A 16,938-nucleotide genomic window follows, 5' to 3' on the forward strand; every position below is an offset into this window, starting at 1 on the left:
GGTCGTCCGGTCGAAGCGAGGGCGTCGTGTTCAGACGAGCGCCCGAACCGCGACGGCCGCCGCGAGCGGCAGTGCGAACGCCGCTACGACGGTCAGCACGCCGATCTGACCGGTCTGGAGCGCCGTCGAGAGCGCGCCTTCGTACAGCAACCACGCGGCGAAGGCGAACAGGACGACCAGGCCGAACGTGAGACCGTTGACGACGGCGCGCGAGAGCGAGGTGGCGACGAGGCCGACGAGCACGCCGCCGACGACGAGGCCCGTCCAGTGAACCGTCGTCGCCGCGACGCCGACGGCGGTGGCGAGAATCAACGCGAGTTCTGCGTACCGACCGGTGCGTATCGGCGCAAGCGCCGAGTCGGCGCGCGTACCGGTGCTCACGACGAACCCTCCGCGACGAACACGAGGTCGGGGTCGCCCCCGGGCGAGTCGAGCGTCATCGGTTTGTACTCACCGTCGGCCCACATATCAAGTTGGTCGTCGTACTGCGGCGACCACGGGTTACCGGAGTTACCGCCGGGGATGCTCGCCGATGACTCGTTCTCGAAACTGACGACCATCCGCAGACTGCTCCCGACCTGCCTCTCGGTTCGGAAGTTGAACACCGTGTCCGGCGACCCGTCCATCGCTCGCTCGGGGTAGTCGAGGAACGCCTGCCCGAACGGGTGGTTCAGGTCGAGTCGGTTGTAGTCGCCGTACGTCTCGTAGCCCCTTTCGCCGATTCGCTCGGCGGTCCGGTTCATCGCGATGGCGGCGATCTCCGCGCGCGTCTCGACCGCTCTCGTTCGATTGTCGTCGTACCAGTCGCTGTCCTCGGCGAACCCCTGCAGAACGTAGTCGCGCGGGTAGTACCCCTCGTCGAGGCCCTGCGCGCCGAACTCGTCGGCGAACGTCGCGTTCGTGAACTCCTGCATCCACACAGCGTAAATCAGCGCCGCCTCCGAGTCGGCGCGCATCGACCCGTTCCACCCGCGGAGCGTTCGGGCGTCCTCGCGTGCGGCCGACGAGAGACCGACCGAGGCGTTCGTCGACGACAGGGCGTACTCGGTGAACGCGGCCGCGCGTTCGCTCTCCGCGTCGCGTTGAATCTGCTTCATGTCCTCCGGCGTCATCGGCGTCCCCGCGTTCGCGCGCTCGTCGAGCAGTTCGTAGATTCGCTGCCCGCGATACGGGTCGGCGAACGTCATGCTCGTCCCGACGTAGAACGGCGGGTCGTCGACGACGCGCTGGTTCGCCGTGGCGACGTAGTCGGGGTTGTCGAGGTGCGGGATGGCGTCGAACGGGGCGAAGCCGGACCACGACGACGTGCCGTACGGTTCGTAACCCCGCCACTCGCCCTCGCCCGCGGAGCCGTTGAAGATTCGGTCCCCGCGGACGACGTCGCCGTCGGTGCGGCGAATCGGGTACTTTCCGGCGGGGTAGTACAGCGTCTCGCCGGCGCGGTCGACGGCGACGACGTTCTGCGCCGGCGCGTCCCAGATTTCGAGCGCCTCCTCCACGTCGCTCATCTCGGACGCGTGGTTCAACCGGTAGACGCCCAGACTCTCGTTGGTCGCCGAGAAGCCGGGCCAGGCGACGCCCACCTCGACGCCCTCGCGTTCGACGACCGGCCCGTGGACGCTCTTTCGCACCGTAACCGTGCGGTCCTCGCCGTCGGCGACTTCGATGGTCTCGGTCGTCGTCTCGAACGGTCGGTACTCGCCGTCGTACAGGTACTCGCCGTCGCGGGTCTCGTAGGTGTACTGGTCGGTGAAGTCGCCGCCGACGTTCGTCAACCCCCAGGCCACGTCCTCCGTCTGGCCGATGACGACGAACGGGATTCCGGGAAAGGTGACGCCGCGGACGTCCATCTCGTCGGTCGTGAGGCGCATCTCGTACCACAGCGCCGGCACCGTCAGTTGCAGGTGCGGGTCGTTCGCCAAAAGTGGCGACCCCGACTCGGTGAGGTTCCCCGAGACGACCCAGTTGTTCGAGCCGACGCCAGGTTCCGACTCGTACGCCCGCACCCAGTCGTAGAGTCCGGCGACGTCGGCGGACTGCGATGCCGGTGTCTCGGTTCCGGCGACACCCGCCGACTCGTCACCGCCGAACGATTCGGAGACGTTCCCGTCGGGCGCGTACGGTACCGCGTCCGACTCGCCGCGGACGTTCGGCGTCTCGTGGTCGAGCGCGTCGGGATACAGCTCGGCCGCCGCGTCCGCGCCGAGGCGCGAGCGAACCGTCTCGCGGCGCATGTCGGCGAAGTTGCCCGAGAGCGTCCACGAGATCTGCTTGCCGACGAGCAGCGTGTCCACGGGCGTCCACTCGTCGGGTTCGTAGCCGAGCATCCCGAACTCCGGCGGCAGCGGTTGCGTCTCTGCGTAGTGGTTGACGCCCGCCGAGAACGCTTCGACGCCGGGGCCGGCCTCGGTGTCCCGCACCGACTCCCAGGACGCCTCCGCCGCCGCCTCGAAGTCCATCGAGCGGTGGAACTCGTCGGATTCGACGGCCGCCTCGCCGACGGCCGACGACAGTTCGCCCGAGATGAGGCGTCGCTGGAGGTCCATCGCGAAGAGGCGGTCTCTCGCCTGCACGTAGCCGACCGCGAAGTACAGCGCCTCCTCGTTCTCGGCGTCGACGTGGGGGACGCCGTACTCGTCGTACGTCACCGTCGCCTCGCCGTAGGGGTTCTCGACGCGCTCGCCGTCGCCGACGCCGCCGTCGACGCCCTCGTAGACGCTCCCGGAGAACGGAGCCGAAAGCGAGAGGTACGTCCCACCCAGCACCGCCGAGGCGACGAGCGCCCCGGCGAGGACGACGCTGAGCGCGACTCGCCGCGGATTCGAATGCATAGTGAACGCGTGTACTGTTGCCGAATAAGTGTTACGCGGGTGATGAGAACGGCGCGTCGCACTGCCGCTCTGGTCGGAGCTAGTAACACTGTCCGGAACTATCTGCTCTGACCGAAGCTAGTCGTTCCGCCCGGAACTACTGTCGGAGGCGGTCGGCGAGCACGTCCCGAAGAATCGTCCGATGACACCGCTTCTTCTCGGTGTTCTCGTAGCAGACGAGCGCCGCGTCGTCGCCCGCGCGGAGTTCGGCCGCGAGCGACTCCAGCGCCGCCCGCGGCTCGTCGGCGTCGAGATACTCCCGATAGCGCTCCCCGAACCCGATGTTCTCCCACGCGGCGTTGTGCGCGCCCTCGTCGCAGAGACCGGCCATCTTCAGGTCGTCGCGCTCCCGCGAGAACTCGTCTAAGAGCGTCTCCGGCGGCGCGAGCGACGGGCGGTTCTCGTCGACGGCGGCGTGGAACCACCGCGTCGGCCGGCGGACGACGCCCAGCAGACGCACGCCCTCGGGGAGTTCGACCAATCCGTGCTGGAGCGCGGCGACGTACGTGTCGTACAGCTCTCCCGTCTCCTCGCTGCTCATAGGTCACCTCCTCGCTCGTCCGTGAGAACTGTTTCGGCGAACGGCGCGCGCCGGACGGCTCGCGTCGCGCCCGCGGCCGGCGCTCGAAGATGGGATGCGAAAAACGTGTGTCGTGCGTTCGTCCGGCGTTACGCGCCGCCGACGACGGCGCCGGCGTACAGCACGACGACGAGGAAGATCCAGACGATGTCGACGAAGTGCCAGTACATCGAGGCGGTGCTGACCGAGACGTGGCGGTCCGCGGAGTACTGTCCGGCGAGTGCGCGGACGAGGACAATGCCGAGGAGCACCGCGCCGAGGCTCACGTGCAGGCCGTGGAGGCCGGTGAGTCCGAAGAACGCGCTGGCGAAGATGCCGCTGGTGAGCGTGAAGCCCTCGTTGACGATGAACTCGTAGTACTCGAGCACCTGTCCGGCGATGAAGACGACACCGAGCACGAGCGTCACGACCAGACCGAGAATGAACTGGCGGCGGTTCTCGCGGCGGATGGCGACGTGCGCCCAGTGGAGCGTGAAACTCGACGCGATGAGCAGCGCCGTGTTCGCCAGCACGAGCGAACCGAGCAGGTGCGGTAGCTCCTGCGGCGGCCACGTCCCCGCGCGGATGAAGAAGTAGTACGTGAACACCGCGCCGAACGTCGCGAGCTCGGAGCCGAGGAACGCGACCATCCCCCACTTGAGCGCCATCGACCCGTTCGCGTGCGTGTCGCGCGACCAGAAGTGGCTCACGAAGGCGTGGTACACCCAGCCGTAGATGCCGACGAGGAACAGGCCGACGCTGCCGACGAAGACGGCTGGTCCGGCGATGGCCGGCAGCAGGTCGGGGTTGCCCGCCGCGATGATGTACAGCGCCGCGCCGACGTACAGCCCCGCGCCGCCGACGGCGGTGACGAACGGCCACCACGACGCCTCGCCGAACCCTCGCGGCCAGTCCTCGACGGCCGGGAGGTGGTGCCCGTGGTCCTCGTGTGATTCTTGCGTACTCATGCCCGTGAGTTGCCGTCGGTCCACTAAAAAACCTCCCTACTTGCGGCGCGGAGTAATCGCCTGCAGTTGGTTCGACCGTCGACGGGTGGCGCGAAGTCGCAACTTACTCGTGGCGACTCGCCCTACTCTCGGCGATGGCTCCACGCCCCCGCTCGGCCGGCCGTCGAAGTCGCGACGACTCCGCCCCCTGCGACGGCGACGCCGGGACGACCGACCGCAACCGACGGTCGGCGTCTCGACTCGTCGGTTCGCTCGCTGCCGCTCTCGTCGCCGCCGCGTTCGCGCTCTCGGCGTTCGTCGGCGTCGCCGCCGCTCACGCCGGGGCGGTCCGCAGCGCCGCCCCGGGGACGCTCGAGATTCCGACGTGGCTCTTCCTGCTCACCGGCGGCGGGGCCGTCGGCGCGTCGTTTCTCCTCGCCAGTTTCGTCACCGACCGCCGCTTCATCCGTTCGATTCACGACTGGGGCGGGACGTTCTCGTCGCCCGGTCGACTCCTCCGCGCGGCGGGGAGACTCGTCGGCGTGGGCGTCCTCGCCCTCACGGTGTACGTCGGCTTCGTCGGCCCGGATACGCAGCTCAGAAACCTCGCGATTCTCGTCGTCTGGGTCGGCTGGTGGGGCGGCTACGTCGCCTCCGTCTACCTCGTCGGCAACACGTGGCCGACGCTGAACCCGTTCCGCGCGCTCGCCGAACTCCTCCCGTCGCTGAACCGCGAGTACCCCGAGCGCTACGGCGCGTGGCCCGCCGTCGCCGGGCTGTTGGCGCTCATCTTCGTCGAGGTCGTCGCGCCCATCGGCGACGAACCGCGGGCGCTCGCGGCGGTCATCGTTGCCTACGCCGGCGTCTCGGTGCTCGGCAGCGTCGTCTTCGGTCCCGACCGATGGTTCGGGACGGTCGACCCCATCTCGCGGGCGTTCGAGTTCTACGGCCGCGCCGCGCCGCTCGACCGCACCGACGACGGCGTTCGATTCCGCCTGCCGGGGGCGGGCCTCTCGGAGGCGGGGCTGGTCGTCGGCCGCGACCAGGTGGCGTTCGTCGTCGCCGTCGTCTACGTCACCACCTACGACGGCTTCGTCGGGACGAACCTCTGGGCGTGGTTCGTCATCGAACTCGTCGGCCTCGGGACGCCGCCGCTTCTCGGCTACCTGCTCGTCTACCTGCTCGGGTTTCTGCTCTTCCTCCGGGTGTACTGGTGGTCGGCGCGACTCGCCCGCCGTTACGCCGAGACGTACCACAGCACCGAGTTCCTCGCCGAGCGGTTCGCGCCGTCGCTGCTCGCCATCGCGGCGGGCTACCACCTCGCGCACAACCTCGGCGTGATGCTGTCGCTGTCGCCCACGCTCCTCGACGTCGGCGGTTCGACGCTCGTCGACCTGGCGACGCTCTCGACGCTCGCGCCGCCGCAGAACCCGCTCACGCTGGCGTCGCTGCCGTCGTGGTTCGGCGGCCTCGAACTGTTCTTCGTCCTCTTGGGCCACCTCGTCGCCGTCTGGGTCGCCCACGCGGTGGCGTACGAACTGTTTCCCGACCGTCTGCAGGCCATCCACAGCCAGTACGGCGTCACCGTCGTGATGGTGCTGTACACGATAGTCAGCCTCTGGATCGTGAGCGAACCACCCGCGACGCCACCCTACATATGACCGACTCGAACTCGACGCCGCGACCCGACCGAACCGAAGACCGCGACGACTGCGAAGACCCCGAAAACCGCGAAGACCCCGAAAACCGCGACGACAGCGGCGCGCCGAACACCGAGCCGTCGAGTAGTAGCGACGTCCCCCACGCAGCGGGCCGACGGCGCGTCGACGACGGCGAAGCCGCTTTCCGCTGTCGCCACTGCGGCGACCCGTTCGTCGAGGAGCGGCATCTCGCGCTCCACCGCGGACTGAACCACGCCGACGCGCTCTCCGCGGCCGAAGTCGAAGCGTACCGGGACGCCTACGCCGCCGAGGAAGCCGACCTCAAGCGATTCCGCCTCATCTCGCTCGGCGCACTGGTCGTCCTCTACTTCGGGTTCCTGTTCGTCTACGCGGTCGTCACCTGAGTTTCGAATACGAGGACGGGTCCGCCGGCGACTCGTCCGCTACCGCTCACCCGAGCCGCCGTGTATCACCGGAAACGAGGCGTCGCACGCCGAACACGTCGCCGTCGTCGTCTCCAGGTCCGTACGTTCTTCGCCGTCTCCGACCCCCTCGCCGGGTTCGGCCGTCACGAACCGACGACCGGCGGGAAGCGAGACGTACACCGACGCGCCGCAGGCGGGGCAACTGACGCTGACGAGAGACACGTCTTCGGAGGGGTCGCAGCCGGTGAAACGCCTGCCGGTCCGCGCGGCGGCGCTCGACCGACGGGCGTCGAACCATCGTCCTTTTACGCCATCGACGGGAACGGAGGGTATGAGCTTCGAAAAAGACGACCGCGTGGTGTTCCACGACAAACACAGCGAGTTCGACGGCGACGTCGGTACCGTCACGCAGGTGATGGAGACGATGTTCGGCGAGGCGACGTACACGGTGAGCTTCGAGGACGGCCAGGAGACGGGCGTTTCCGCCGACTCGTTGGAGGCGACCGAGGAGAGCGACGCCGACACCGACGCCGACACCGACACCGACGCCGACGAGGAGTAGGGCTTTTTTCGGTTCCCCGAGTACCCCGTCCATGGCCAGCGTTCCGTTTCACTACATCGACGTTCGGAGCTTCTGCTACGCGACCGAGGACGAAAAGCGAGTCGAGGAGGCGCTCCGGACGTTCCTCCCCGAAGAGTTCGAGGTCGAGCGCGTCGAGAACAAAGGGTATCACGGCGACCGTATCGTCGTTCTCTCGGCGCGCGTCGAGAACGCCGACGACCTCAGGCACGTCCTCTCACAGCTGAGCGAACTGGACGAACTCGACCGCCTCCTGGCGGAGTTGGACGACAGGGTCGACGACAACTGCTCGTTTTTCGTCCGACTCGACAAACAGGCGGCGTTCAGAGGTGAAGTCCGCCTCGGCGAGGGAATCACGCTCCGGGCGAAAGTCGAAGCGTATCCCGCAAAACGCGACGCGGCCATCGAGAACGCGCGGAACGCACTCGAAACCGCGAGGGCGTAGCCGAGACGAGCGCGACGCTCACCCCTCGTCCACACGGCACTTTTCGACGGCGTTGGTCGACTCCGCCGGGACCTCATCGGTCCGCGTTCCCCGACGGCAATTCGAATAGCTATCTGGGTATCTGTCCGGATATCTATACCGATAGCTACGCTGAGTCACCGAAGAGAGCGCCCACCGTACCGGTTCTGTCGCGTCCGGAGAGCGAGGGGCCGACTCACTCGACGGTGACGAGGTAGACGGCGACGACCGCGAGAGCGATACCGGCGGCCTTCCGGGCGGTGAACGACTCGTTGAGGAAGACGATTCCGAGTATCGAACTCGTCACGAGGAACATGCCGAAGACGGGGGTGACGACGCTCACCTGTCCCAGGGAGAGCGCCCGGTAGTACGAGAGGATGCCGATGGAGAGACAGAGACCGGCGGCGTAGATGTACGGCGACTTCGGATGGGTGATGTAGTTGACCGCGTTCTCGTTCGTGAACGCGACGAGACCGAGCGTGACGAGAACGAGAATCGTGTTCGACATCAGCGTCGCGACGTTGCTCGGGACCGCGGAATCCCCGGTCGTCGCGAAGTTCATCAGCGGTGCGACGAGCGTGTACGTCACCAGCGCCAGAAGCGCCCACGGGAGATAGTTCATGCTGTAGAAGGGTCGCTAGGGGCGGTATAACGTTTCGATGCGAACCGTCGGAGTATAACTACCCCGGGGCTGTCGTGTCGCTACCGTGTACACTCCGCACATCTCGTATCTGACGCGCGCGTGGGCGGACCCGTCTCGCTGTCCGTTCTGTCTGTCGACGCTCGACGACGGCGTCGACGCCTTCCCGGCACATCTCTCGCAGAGCCCGCACTGTTCGGTCGAGTTCGACGACTGGGAGGAACTGGTCGGCGAACTCGTCGGCGACGGGTGGGTCGCCTGAGCGGTTCGATCGCGTCCGAAAAAGAGAGTCCGACGTTCAGGGTCCGACGCTCAGGCGGGAGCGTTCGTCTCCTCGGCCGGTTCCGACTCGGTCGTCCCGCGGGCGTACGCGTAGACGCCGCCGAGGACGAGACCGTACAGCAGGTGCGTGACCACGCCCATCGGAACCACCAGCGGGACGGGGAGCGGTCCCGCGCCGACCGCGTTCGCCCAGATGGGCAGCGCGAACCAGCCGGCGACGACGGTGAGGACCGCACCGTAGGCGAGTCCGAGGCCGACCGTGCCGAGCGTCGTTCGACCGTAGCGTGACAGCGACGTGCGCGTGATTATCGCCGCGAACGTGAGCGCGAAGACGACGCTGATGACGAGGTGGAGAACCCACCCGCCGACGACGGTCGGTTGCCCGACGAGCGCCCCGATGAGAGGCATCGCGTTCATGACGAACTGCATGACGAGACCCATCGCAATTCCGGCGACGAGTCCCGCCAGCGCCGACGCGGTCCAGACCCGAGAGCCTGTCTCGGTCGGCATCCGAGAGGGGTATGCTTGTGCCATCGTGTACCACCTGTCGAGTCAGTAGGTCGCACGGACGGATAGCCTCAGCGCGGTGGTGCAGTCCGGCCGCCAACACCACCTCAATACTGCGGTTTCGCGGCCTCACCGCTCGGTCGAGACTTCACAAGACCGGCGGCGCGAGCGACGGGCGTCCTCCGGCGTGATAGGCGGGCCGACTCGAATCGCCGTCGAAAGTGAACTTCTCGGGTGATGGCGACCCCCAACCGACGCGGCCGCAGGATTTCGGCCTTAACGGTAACGGTCGCGTGCGAACTCTCGCGGAAACGTTCGTCTTAGAACCATGCGCGCGATTCGGCTTAGACACTGTACCCGACCGACTTTCGTTGCTGTCTCACCAGCCGTTACGAGAGAGCACCCAAAGTTTGTATCGCGCTATTCGGTTTATTGCGTCGGGCGTAAACCCTTACATCGATGGCGATAACGAGGCCGTATGGACCAGCGACGGAAGATTCTCGACCTTCTGCTGTCGAACGCTCGGGAGAGCACGACCGACATTGCGCGACAGACCGGTCTCGACGAGGCGACAGTCGAGGAAACGATCACCGAACTCGAAGACGATGGCGTCGTTCGGGGGTATCAGGCGGTGGTCGATTGGCAACAGTTGGCCGACGACGACGAACACGTTCAGGCGGAGGTCGAACTCAACGTCGAACTCGACCGTGAGACGGGCTACGAGGACATCGCTCGCCGTATCGTGAAGTTCCCGCAGGTGTCGTCGTTGCGGCTGTTCTCGGGCGACTACGACTTCGCAATCCTCGTGGAGGGCGAGTCGATGCACGACGTCTCGCAGTTCATCTCCGAGCAGATCGCGCCCATCCCCGAGGTGACGCAGACGGTGACGCACTTCGTGATGGAGACGTACAAGGACCGCGGCATCGTCTTCGGCGACCGAGACGACGACGACCGCCTCTCGATCTCGCCATGAGAATCGCCGACCGCGTCGAACGCGTCCCGCCGTCGGGGATTCGGCGCTTCTTCGAACTCGCCGAGGAGAAGGAGGAGGTCATCTCGCTGGGCGTCGGCGAACCGGACTTCAGCGCGCCGTGGGCCGCCAGAACGGCCGCCATCGACTCGCTCGAACGCGGGCGAACCTCGTACACGGCGAACCGCGGCATGCGAGAACTGCGGACGGAGATAGCCGACCACGTTCGGCGGTACGACCTCGACTACGACCCCGACGAGGAGATTCTCGTGACGACCGGCGCGAGCGAGGCGCTCGACGTGGCGATGCGGGCGTTCGTCGACCCCGGCGACCGCGTGGCCGTCCCTCAACCGTCGTACATCTCGTACGTTCCGGGCGTCGTCTTCGCCGGCGGTGAGCCGCTGGCCGTGCCGACGCGGGTCGAGAACGACTTCGCGCTCACCTACGAGGACCTGACGAACGCGGGGGCGGAGGACGCCGAGCTGTTGATACTCTGCTATCCGAACAATCCGACCGGGGCGACGATGAGTCGCTCCGAACTCGCCGAAGTGGCGGAGTTCGCCGTCGACCACGACCTGATGGTACTCTCGGACGAGATCTACGCCGCGCTCACGTACGAGGGCGAGCACGCCTCCATCGCGACGCTCCCCGGGATGCGCGAGCGAACCGTAGTGTTCAACGGTTTCTCGAAAGCCTACGCGATGACGGGACTGCGGCTCGGTTACGCGATGGGACCGCCGGAGGCGATTCGAGCGATGAACCGCATCCACCAGTACTCGATGCTCTCCGCGCCGACGACGGCGCAGTACGCCGCACTGGAAGCGCTCAGGTCGTGCGACCAAGAGGTAGTCGAGATGCGCGACCAGTACGACCGCCGCCGGCGGTTCGTCCTCTCGCGGTTCGACGAGATGGGGCTGGACTGCTTCGAGGCCCGCGGCGCGTTCTACGCGTTCCCGCGCTGCGGCGGCGACGACGAGCGCTTCGCGGAGGAACTACTTCGCCAGGAGGACGTGGCCGTCGTCCCCGGTAGCGTCTTCGGCACCGGCGGTGAGGGCCACCTCCGCGTCTCCTACGCGACCGGTCTCGACGAATTGCGGACGGCGATGGACCGCATCGAGCGGTTCGTCGACGCTCGATGAACGACCCATAAACTACACTTTGCGATACCGATTCTGCCCAACCGGGATAGGCCGTACATTTTCGGAAGGCCGACGCAGGATACGCGGGAGGTGTGTTCGACCGCGAACGGTTTCAGCACTCTCTGAGCGAGACACCGGTCCGTAGATACGAATCCTGAGCGCACACTCTTCAACTCGTCTCGTTTCGGCACGAGCCAAACCGACAGGACAGATACGTGTATATGCACGTGCCGCGTACCACTCGCGTGGACCTCTCCGCCACCAAGAACTGCCACTGTCTCGCCGCACGGAAACGAGCGCGTGAAATCACGCGGCTCTACGAGGAGAAGCTTCGTCCCCACGGCCTACGGGCGACGCAGTTCTCCATCCTCGCTGCGTTGGCACAGACAGGACCGACTCCGTTGGGGGAACTCGCCGACCTCCTCGGACTCGACCGGACGTCGCTCACCCGGAGTGCGAACCGACTCGAAGACGAAGGCTGGATCGACGAGGCAGAGTCAGACGACGACCGGATGCGCAAACTGAAGCTGACCCCGAGCGGCCGCGAGAAGATCGAGCGCGCCTACCCTGCCTGGGAGGAGGCCCAAGACGAAGTCGAGGAGCAACTGGAGACGGAGTGAGACCACGAACGGAGACCAACGATGCCACCAATAGACCGTCAAGCCGAGCAGAAAACGCGAACGACCGACCCCGTATCGTCGAGATACCGGGAGGCGTGACCGTGCAGAAGATCACTCCGAACCTCTGGTTCGGCGGCGACGCGGAGGAGGCGGTGAACCGGTATACGAATATCTTCGACGACTCGTCAGTCGGCGCCATCAGTCGGTACGACGAGATGTCAGCGGAGGCTTCGGGCCGACCGGAAGGCAGTATCCTGACCATCGAGTTCGAGCTCGAGGGACAGTCGTTCCTCGCGCTCAACGGTAGCCCTCGATTCGAGTTTACCCCGGCGATCTCGTTCGTCGTCAACTGCCCGACGAGGGAGGAAGTCGACGAGCTCTGGGCAGAGCTGTCGGGGGGTGGCGAACCGTTGATGCCCCTCGATTCGTACCCGTTCAGCGACCGGTACGGCTGGACCGAGGACGCCTACGGCGTCTCGTGGCAGGTGATCTACGCCGACGACGTTCCGGACCGAACGATCGTTCCGTCCCTGATGTTCGTCGGCGAACGGTGCGGCCAGGCGGAGGACGCGATGGCGTTCTACGCGTCGGTGTTCGACGACGCCGGGGTCAACGACGTGGCTCGCTACGGCCCCGACCAGCCGCCGGACGAGGAGGGAACGGTGATGTTCGCCGACTTCACGCTCTGCGACCAGCATTTCGCAGCGATGGACAGCGCTCAGGACCACGACTTCGGCTTCACCGAGGCGATCTCGTTCCTCGTCGACTGTTCCGATCAGGACGAAGTCGATTACTACTGGGACGAACTCGCCGCGAACGGCGGGGAAGAGGGCCGGTGTGGCTGGTTGAAAGACAGGTACGGCGTCTCGTGGCAGGTCGTCCCGTCGGTCCTTACCGAACTCCAGAGAGACGAGGATGCTGAGAGGGCGGGGCGGGTCACTGAGGCGATGCTCGGGATGCAGAAACTCGACATCGAGACGCTGGAGGAAGCGTACGCCGGCACGGCCGACGAGGACGTCCGAATATGACGACGGTCACCGTCGGGGAGGACTGCGGAAACGCCCCAAAGAAGGCGCTCCTCAAGGAGTTCAACGTCGCGTTCGCCGAAAACGATGTCGAGTGTCTCCTCGATACAGTCACCGACGACGTCGAATGGACCATCGTCAGCGACCGAGAGATCAGCGGACGAGACGACTTCGCCGACGCCGTCGAGGAGATGGTCGACGTCGACACGACGGCGCTGACCATCGACCACGTCATCACGCACGGAGCGACCGCGTCGGTAGACGGGACGGTGAACCTCGCCGACGGCACGGTGTACGCCTTCTGCGACGTTTACGAGTTCAGTAGCCACGCGAAGGATGCGAAGATCCAGACGATGACGTCCTACGTGGTTGAGGTCGACGGTTCGTAACGCCCGAGAGCCTCGAGCGGGAGAACAGAGTCGACTCATTATTTGGACCGTCCATCGTCGACCGTGACGGCGAAGCGTAGTTCGAGGGAAATCTCTCCATCGGTAGTTGATCTGTTGCAGGGCCAGTTGCTACTCCGGCTCCGAGCGCGACTGCAGTTCCTGTGCCTCGTCTCACTCCGAAGCCATCTACTCATTCTTCGGGAGGCTAGTGACAAGTGCGTTCTTGCCACGTTCCGTCGGGAGACTCGGCCTAGAGCGCGTACGGGACCGCACGTCGGGTAGAGGCACGAACATACAAAGGCGAAGCTGTGGTACGCTCTTCCATGGAGATCACCCTCGTCGGGACTGGAAGTCCTGTTCCGATTCCGGAACGTGGCGGCACGAGCCTCGTGATCGACGTCGCAGGCGACACGGTGATGGTCGACTGCGGGCCCAAGACGGTCTACGGCCTGATGGACGCCGACGTCGATATGGGAGAGATCGAGACGCTGTTTTTCACTCACCATCACATGGATCACAACGCGTCGTTCTTCCACTTCGCCTTCACGAGCTGGACCGAGGCCGGTCGTGGATCGCTCACGGTGTACGGCCCGGACGGCACCGACCGGCTCGTCGACGCGCTGTACGACGTTTACGCGGAAGACATCGAGTACCGCAAGGATATCTACCCGACGGACGGCATCTCCGGTATCGAAACCGAACTCGTGACGGACGGGTTCAGTCGCCAGATGGACGGCTGGAAGATAGACGCAGTGCCAGTCGAGCACTCGGTCGAGACGTACGCCTACCGGTTCGAGGAGCACGAAACGGGGTCGTCGATCGTCTTCTCCGGTGACACACGGAAAATCCCGTCGCTCGCCGAGTTCGCCGATGGCGCGGACATCCTCGTTCAGGACTGCAACACCGCCCCAGTCGATGAAGACCGCGTCCCGAACGCGGACGAGCAGTTCGTGTGGCCACAGCATGCAGCAGGAGAAGAAGGACTCGACAGGTCTACGTTGACCGCCAATCACTGTGATGCGACAGACGCCGGTGAGATCGCGCAGGACGCCGGCGTGCAGACGCTCGTTCTCACGCACATCATGCCGTACCGCGACCTCGACGCAATGCAACGCGATGCCGAGTCGGTTTTCGACGGCGACGTAGTCGTTGCCGAAGACGGCCTCACGCTCGCACCGTAGGCTGCCGACCCAGCGACAGTCCAGAGCGGTGCAGTAGCCAGGTCCCGGTCCCGCTCGGCGTTGCCGGCTCTGGGATCGGACCGGGTTTCAGTTCACACGGGCGTCGGGTCGTTGAAGTTCGACGAAACTGTGGAGGTGACGAGACCGTCGAGGTAGCCCGCATCTGCATCGGTGTCGACTTCCCGAATTCGAGGTCACTGCCAGAGTCGCATACCGATCACGACGGTGAGCACAAGCGCCGCGAGAGAAAACACGACGGCGAGAGTACTATCGCCGCCGAACTGGAGCGTCCCCACGGCAACGAGAAACGCGACGAAGAATCCGAGCGAGATGAGTCTCCGAAGTTTGTACTCGCGGATCGCTTTCTGTACGCGTGCAGAGTTCTGCATGGGGCGAATCGAGACGCCGCCAGAATAACTGTTTTCGAAGCGCCGGTAGAACGACGGCGGAGCGGGCGTACGAGGAAACGCTCACCGGCTACACAGACGGCCGAACGCCGTGAAAGCAAATCGACGACAGTCGGCACGAGGACGAATCACCTTCCGAGCAGAAACAGTGTCCGGCCTCCGAGAGGAAGGGTCACCCGAGGCGGGACGCCGTCTATCGAATCTCCACACAGATATCTAGAAATCTACCCGGATTGATTTCCAGACATATTTCCAGATATATGTCTAAAAAGGTATGAGCGGAGCTATCCAGCGGGTTTCGACGGCGCGATTGTCTGACGGAGATTTATGTACGGCTCTGCGAAAGCGCAGGCCATGAAACGGGCAGTGACGATGTGGAGCGAATCCGGCGGCGTCGGGAAGACGACGATGGCGACGAACACGGCGGCCGCGCTCGGGCGGCGGGATGCGGACGTCCTCGTCGTCGATTTGGACCCCCAGCTCGGTAGTTTGACAGATCACGTCGGCTTCGGTGATCTGAAGACGACCGACGACGACCACCTCGGCGACGTTCTCCTCGACCAGGAACGCGACGCGTCCGAGCTCGTCGTCGACGCGGGTGACTTCGACCTGATTCCGTCTCACGAGGGGTTGGCGAACATCGAGAGCGAGATGGCCGCGCGCAACACCTCGCTGCGCGAGTTCCAGTTGCGCTCGTCGCTGTCGCCGCTGGCGGGCGAGTACGACTACTTCCTCGTCGACCCGCCGGCGACGCTGAACGTCCTCGTCGACAACGCGCTCGTCGCCGCGCGAGACGTGGTCATCCCCATCGAGCTCACGCGGAAGGGAAGCGTCTCCATCGACGGTCTGGAGGATACGCTCGACAGCATGGAACGCGGGTTCCGGACGTTCGACGACGCGTTCGCGCTCGGTATCCTCGCGGTCGTCCCCAACGAGGTCGGCGACTCCAACATCTACCGGGAGGTCCGCGAGGAACTGGAGACCGACGGCAAGCCGGTGACGCCGTTCGGCGTCCGCAAGCGCGACGTGCTGAAGGAGGCGTGGCGCAACCACATGAGCGTCTTCGAGTTCGCCGACAGCGCCGAGACCAGAGACCTCCGTCCGTACGAGGAGGACCTGCTCGACCAGTTCGACACCGTCGCCCGCATCGTCGAACGCGGGAGCGTCGAGGCGGCGCTCGACGTGGAGGTGGCGCAATGACCAAAGACGACCGGTACGGCGCCGCGGGCGACACCTACGGCGACGTCCCGGCGAACGTCGAGAACGGTGCCGAAACGTCGACGCCCGACGGAGAGCCGGACGCCGAAGCCGAGTCCGCTGCCGACCGAGCCGACGCGTCGGCCGGTTCGGACGCCGTCGAACTGCCGTTCATCTTCGCCCGTCGAACGGTGAAAGCCGACCGCGATGCGCTCCCCGTCTACGTCCGACCGACGACCGCCGAACGGCTCGACGCGCTCGAACGCGAACTCGCCGACCGATTCGACGGCGACGACGTGATGTCGCTGGACGTGCGCGAAGCGGTCGTCACGGCCGGGCTCAGGAACGTCGGCGACGTCGTCGACGTGATGGAAGAGTGGGGCTACGGACGGCGATAACCGGCACCGAGGCGGAAGAACTGACCAGAGAGGGTCGATTACTCGTCGAACTCGTCGAACCCGAACGAGTCCTCGCGGTCGATATCTCGGTACATCCCGACGAAACTGTCGTGGTCGACGCCCTGTAACCGTTCGTCGAGATTCGACCGCACCTCGCTGAGTCGCGCGTCGAGTTGCCGGTACTCGGGGGTCTCGGCGAGCGTCGACTCGTCTTTTTCGGCCTCCAGTACGGCCTTCTTCGAGGCGAGCGCGAACAGTTCGCGGACGCCGTCGTCGTACTCGCTCCGAAGGAGGAGGTCCGAGACGGTCCCCAGAAGCGACTCGCGGGTGACCGGTTTGACGAGGTAGTCGTCGAACCCCATCTCGACGATGTCGAAGTCGGGTTCGACGGCGGTTACCATCGCGACGCGACAGTCGATACCCCGGTCCCTGACGGCGTCGAGAACCTCGTCGCCCGAGAGACCCGGCATCCGTCTGTCGAGAAGCACGACGTCGACGTCGTCGTCCAACTCCGAGAGCGCCTCGTGACCGCCGTACGCGGTACGGACTCGGTACTCGTCGTCCAACCACGCCACGTAGAGGTCGGCGAGGTCGGCTTCGTCTTCGACGACGAGCACCAGCGGCGGTTCGTCGGTCATCGGCCTCCCCTCGTTGCCCGGCAAACGCCCATATCACCTC

22 protein-coding genes are annotated in these 16,938 nt (G+C 65.7%); 13 read left to right on the forward strand and 9 right to left on the reverse strand.

Going from position 1 to position 16,938, the window contains the following annotated elements:
* Window positions 1-30: 30 nt before the first annotated feature.
* From FCF25_RS12885 to FCF25_RS12900, 4 genes are all read right to left on the reverse strand, one after another.
* Window positions 31-381: a hypothetical protein gene (locus FCF25_RS12885; RefSeq protein WP_137048969.1), complete on the reverse strand. Its 351-nt coding sequence runs from the start codon at window positions 379-381 to the stop codon at window positions 31-33.
* Window positions 378-2,831 (reverse strand): penicillin acylase family protein, encoded by a 2,454-nt coding sequence (locus FCF25_RS12890; protein WP_137048970.1) that lies wholly within the window; start codon window positions 2,829-2,831, stop codon window positions 378-380. Before FCF25_RS12890 ends, FCF25_RS12885 begins: the two co-directional genes overlap by 4 nt.
* Before the next feature lie 136 nt (window positions 2,832-2,967).
* Window positions 2,968-3,411 carry a DUF488 family protein gene (locus tag FCF25_RS12895; RefSeq protein WP_137048971.1) on the reverse strand — a complete coding sequence of 148 codons (444 nt, stop codon included), beginning with the start codon at window positions 3,409-3,411 and terminating at the stop codon, window positions 2,968-2,970.
* A 128-nt stretch (window positions 3,412-3,539) separates the two neighbouring features.
* The gene (locus FCF25_RS12900; protein WP_117591528.1) at window positions 3,540-4,397 is read right to left on the reverse strand and encodes a heme-copper oxidase subunit III; all 858 of its coding nucleotides are present in this window, start codon (window positions 4,395-4,397) and stop codon (window positions 3,540-3,542) included.
* 134 nt (window positions 4,398-4,531) lie between these two features.
* On the opposite strand from FCF25_RS12900, the gene FCF25_RS12905 reads away from it, so the two are divergent.
* Entirely contained in the window at window positions 4,532-6,037 is a 1,506-nt protein-coding gene (locus FCF25_RS12905; RefSeq protein WP_217353071.1) for a hypothetical protein, read from the forward strand.
* Window positions 6,034-6,441 (forward strand): hypothetical protein, encoded by a 408-nt coding sequence (locus tag FCF25_RS15900; protein ID WP_254425862.1) that lies wholly within the window; start codon window positions 6,034-6,036, stop codon window positions 6,439-6,441. Before FCF25_RS12905 ends, FCF25_RS15900 begins: the two co-directional genes overlap by 4 nt.
* Before the next feature lie 39 nt (window positions 6,442-6,480).
* Here FCF25_RS15900 and FCF25_RS12915 read toward each other — a convergent pair whose 3' ends face one another.
* A complete protein-coding gene (locus FCF25_RS12915; RefSeq protein ID WP_137048972.1) occupies window positions 6,481-6,684 on the reverse strand; it encodes a hypothetical protein in 204 nt (67 codons plus the stop codon).
* A 109-nt stretch (window positions 6,685-6,793) separates the two neighbouring features.
* Between FCF25_RS12915 and FCF25_RS12920 the strand changes: the two genes are divergently transcribed.
* Both FCF25_RS12920 and FCF25_RS12925 read left to right on the forward strand, forming a co-directional pair.
* Window positions 6,794-7,024: a DUF1918 domain-containing protein gene (locus FCF25_RS12920; protein ID WP_137048973.1), complete on the forward strand. Its 231-nt coding sequence runs from the start codon at window positions 6,794-6,796 to the stop codon at window positions 7,022-7,024.
* A 31-nt stretch (window positions 7,025-7,055) separates the two neighbouring features.
* Window positions 7,056-7,487 (forward strand): RNA-binding protein, encoded by a 432-nt coding sequence (locus FCF25_RS12925; protein ID WP_117591521.1) that lies wholly within the window; start codon window positions 7,056-7,058, stop codon window positions 7,485-7,487.
* Window positions 7,488-7,701: 214 nt separating this feature from the next.
* Here the strand turns inward: FCF25_RS12925 and FCF25_RS12930 are convergent, their stop codons facing one another.
* Complete coding sequence (locus FCF25_RS12930) at window positions 7,702-8,127, reverse strand: EamA family transporter (protein ID WP_117591519.1); 426 nt, start codon at window positions 8,125-8,127, stop codon at window positions 7,702-7,704.
* 85 nt (window positions 8,128-8,212) lie between these two features.
* On the opposite strand from FCF25_RS12930, the gene FCF25_RS12935 reads away from it, so the two are divergent.
* The gene (locus tag FCF25_RS12935) at window positions 8,213-8,407 is read left to right on the forward strand and encodes a hypothetical protein (protein WP_117591517.1); all 195 of its coding nucleotides are present in this window, start codon (window positions 8,213-8,215) and stop codon (window positions 8,405-8,407) included.
* Between the two features lie 50 nt (window positions 8,408-8,457).
* Here FCF25_RS12935 and FCF25_RS12940 read toward each other — a convergent pair whose 3' ends face one another.
* Complete coding sequence (locus FCF25_RS12940; protein ID WP_137048974.1) at window positions 8,458-8,961, reverse strand: MFS transporter; 504 nt, start codon at window positions 8,959-8,961, stop codon at window positions 8,458-8,460.
* Between the two features lie 451 nt (window positions 8,962-9,412).
* Here FCF25_RS12940 and FCF25_RS12945 point away from each other — a divergent pair, with 451 nt between their 5' ends.
* From FCF25_RS12945 to FCF25_RS12970, 6 genes are all read left to right on the forward strand, one after another.
* Window positions 9,413-9,907, forward strand: coding sequence for an Lrp/AsnC family transcriptional regulator (locus FCF25_RS12945; protein WP_117591513.1), 495 nt, complete (start codon window positions 9,413-9,415; stop codon window positions 9,905-9,907).
* A complete protein-coding gene (locus tag FCF25_RS12950) occupies window positions 9,904-11,043 on the forward strand; it encodes a pyridoxal phosphate-dependent aminotransferase (protein WP_137048975.1) in 1,140 nt (379 codons plus the stop codon). Before FCF25_RS12945 ends, FCF25_RS12950 begins: the two co-directional genes overlap by 4 nt.
* 245 nt (window positions 11,044-11,288) lie before the next feature.
* Window positions 11,289-11,663 carry a MarR family winged helix-turn-helix transcriptional regulator gene (locus FCF25_RS12955; protein WP_168191257.1) on the forward strand — a complete coding sequence of 125 codons (375 nt, stop codon included), beginning with the start codon at window positions 11,289-11,291 and terminating at the stop codon, window positions 11,661-11,663.
* A 101-nt stretch (window positions 11,664-11,764) separates the two neighbouring features.
* Complete coding sequence (locus tag FCF25_RS12960) at window positions 11,765-12,691, forward strand: VOC family protein (RefSeq protein ID WP_137048977.1); 927 nt, start codon at window positions 11,765-11,767, stop codon at window positions 12,689-12,691.
* The gene (locus FCF25_RS12965; protein WP_137048978.1) at window positions 12,688-13,077 is read left to right on the forward strand and encodes a nuclear transport factor 2 family protein; all 390 of its coding nucleotides are present in this window, start codon (window positions 12,688-12,690) and stop codon (window positions 13,075-13,077) included. Before FCF25_RS12960 ends, FCF25_RS12965 begins: the two co-directional genes overlap by 4 nt.
* Window positions 13,078-13,400: 323 nt before the next feature.
* Window positions 13,401-14,258, forward strand: coding sequence for an MBL fold metallo-hydrolase (locus FCF25_RS12970; RefSeq protein WP_174786381.1), 858 nt, complete (start codon window positions 13,401-13,403; stop codon window positions 14,256-14,258).
* A 194-nt stretch (window positions 14,259-14,452) separates the two neighbouring features.
* Here the strand turns inward: FCF25_RS12970 and FCF25_RS12975 are convergent, their stop codons facing one another.
* Window positions 14,453-14,647, reverse strand: coding sequence for a hypothetical protein (locus FCF25_RS12975; RefSeq protein ID WP_137048979.1), 195 nt, complete (start codon window positions 14,645-14,647; stop codon window positions 14,453-14,455).
* Window positions 14,648-15,019: 372 nt separating this feature from the next.
* Between FCF25_RS12975 and FCF25_RS12980 the strand changes: the two genes are divergently transcribed.
* Entirely contained in the window at window positions 15,020-15,865 is an 846-nt protein-coding gene (locus tag FCF25_RS12980; protein WP_117594036.1) for a ParA family protein, read from the forward strand.
* Entirely contained in the window at window positions 15,862-16,260 is a 399-nt protein-coding gene (locus FCF25_RS12985; RefSeq protein ID WP_117591503.1) for a hypothetical protein, read from the forward strand. Before FCF25_RS12980 ends, FCF25_RS12985 begins: the two co-directional genes overlap by 4 nt.
* Window positions 16,261-16,298: 38 nt before the next feature.
* Here the strand turns inward: FCF25_RS12985 and FCF25_RS12990 are convergent, their stop codons facing one another.
* Window positions 16,299-16,898, reverse strand: a complete 600-nt coding sequence (locus FCF25_RS12990) for a HalX domain-containing protein (protein WP_117591501.1) — start codon at window positions 16,896-16,898, stop codon at window positions 16,299-16,301.
* Between the last annotated feature and the right edge of the window lie 40 nt (window positions 16,899-16,938).

This window comes from Haloprofundus sp. MHR1, from assembly GCF_005155585.1.
In the GTDB taxonomy this organism is placed as follows: domain Archaea; phylum Halobacteriota; class Halobacteria; order Halobacteriales; family Haloferacaceae; genus Haloprofundus; species Haloprofundus halophilus.

Excerpts from the sequence above, each read along its gene's own strand:
- FCF25_RS12975 (WP_137048979.1), bottom strand. The coding sequence starts at position 14,647 with ATGCAGAACTCTGCACGCGTACAGAAAGCGATCCGCGAGTACAAACTT.
- FCF25_RS12950 (WP_137048975.1), top strand. The coding sequence starts at position 9,904 with ATGAGAATCGCCGACCGCGTCGAACGCGTCCCGCCGTCGGGGATTCGG.
- FCF25_RS12965 (WP_137048978.1), top strand. The coding sequence starts at position 12,688 with ATGACGACGGTCACCGTCGGGGAGGACTGCGGAAACGCCCCAAAGAAG.
- FCF25_RS12945 (WP_117591513.1), top strand. The coding sequence starts at position 9,413 with ATGGACCAGCGACGGAAGATTCTCGACCTTCTGCTGTCGAACGCTCGG.
- FCF25_RS12900 (WP_117591528.1), bottom strand. The coding sequence starts at position 4,397 with ATGAGTACGCAAGAATCACACGAGGACCACGGGCACCACCTCCCGGCC.
- FCF25_RS12970 (WP_174786381.1), top strand. The coding sequence starts at position 13,401 with ATGGAGATCACCCTCGTCGGGACTGGAAGTCCTGTTCCGATTCCGGAA.
- FCF25_RS15900 (WP_254425862.1), top strand. The coding sequence starts at position 6,034 with ATGACCGACTCGAACTCGACGCCGCGACCCGACCGAACCGAAGACCGC.
- FCF25_RS12890 (WP_137048970.1), bottom strand. The coding sequence starts at position 2,831 with ATGCATTCGAATCCGCGGCGAGTCGCGCTCAGCGTCGTCCTCGCCGGG.
- FCF25_RS12980 (WP_117594036.1), top strand. The coding sequence starts at position 15,020 with ATGAAACGGGCAGTGACGATGTGGAGCGAATCCGGCGGCGTCGGGAAG.
- FCF25_RS12990 (WP_117591501.1), bottom strand. The coding sequence starts at position 16,898 with ATGACCGACGAACCGCCGCTGGTGCTCGTCGTCGAAGACGAAGCCGAC.
- FCF25_RS12940 (WP_137048974.1), bottom strand. The coding sequence starts at position 8,961 with ATGGCACAAGCATACCCCTCTCGGATGCCGACCGAGACAGGCTCTCGG.
- FCF25_RS12930 (WP_117591519.1), bottom strand. The coding sequence starts at position 8,127 with ATGAACTATCTCCCGTGGGCGCTTCTGGCGCTGGTGACGTACACGCTC.
- FCF25_RS12895 (WP_137048971.1), bottom strand. The coding sequence starts at position 3,411 with ATGAGCAGCGAGGAGACGGGAGAGCTGTACGACACGTACGTCGCCGCG.
- FCF25_RS12905 (WP_217353071.1), top strand. The coding sequence starts at position 4,532 with ATGGCTCCACGCCCCCGCTCGGCCGGCCGTCGAAGTCGCGACGACTCC.
- FCF25_RS12925 (WP_117591521.1), top strand. The coding sequence starts at position 7,056 with ATGGCCAGCGTTCCGTTTCACTACATCGACGTTCGGAGCTTCTGCTAC.
- FCF25_RS12985 (WP_117591503.1), top strand. The coding sequence starts at position 15,862 with ATGACCAAAGACGACCGGTACGGCGCCGCGGGCGACACCTACGGCGAC.
- FCF25_RS12920 (WP_137048973.1), top strand. The coding sequence starts at position 6,794 with ATGAGCTTCGAAAAAGACGACCGCGTGGTGTTCCACGACAAACACAGC.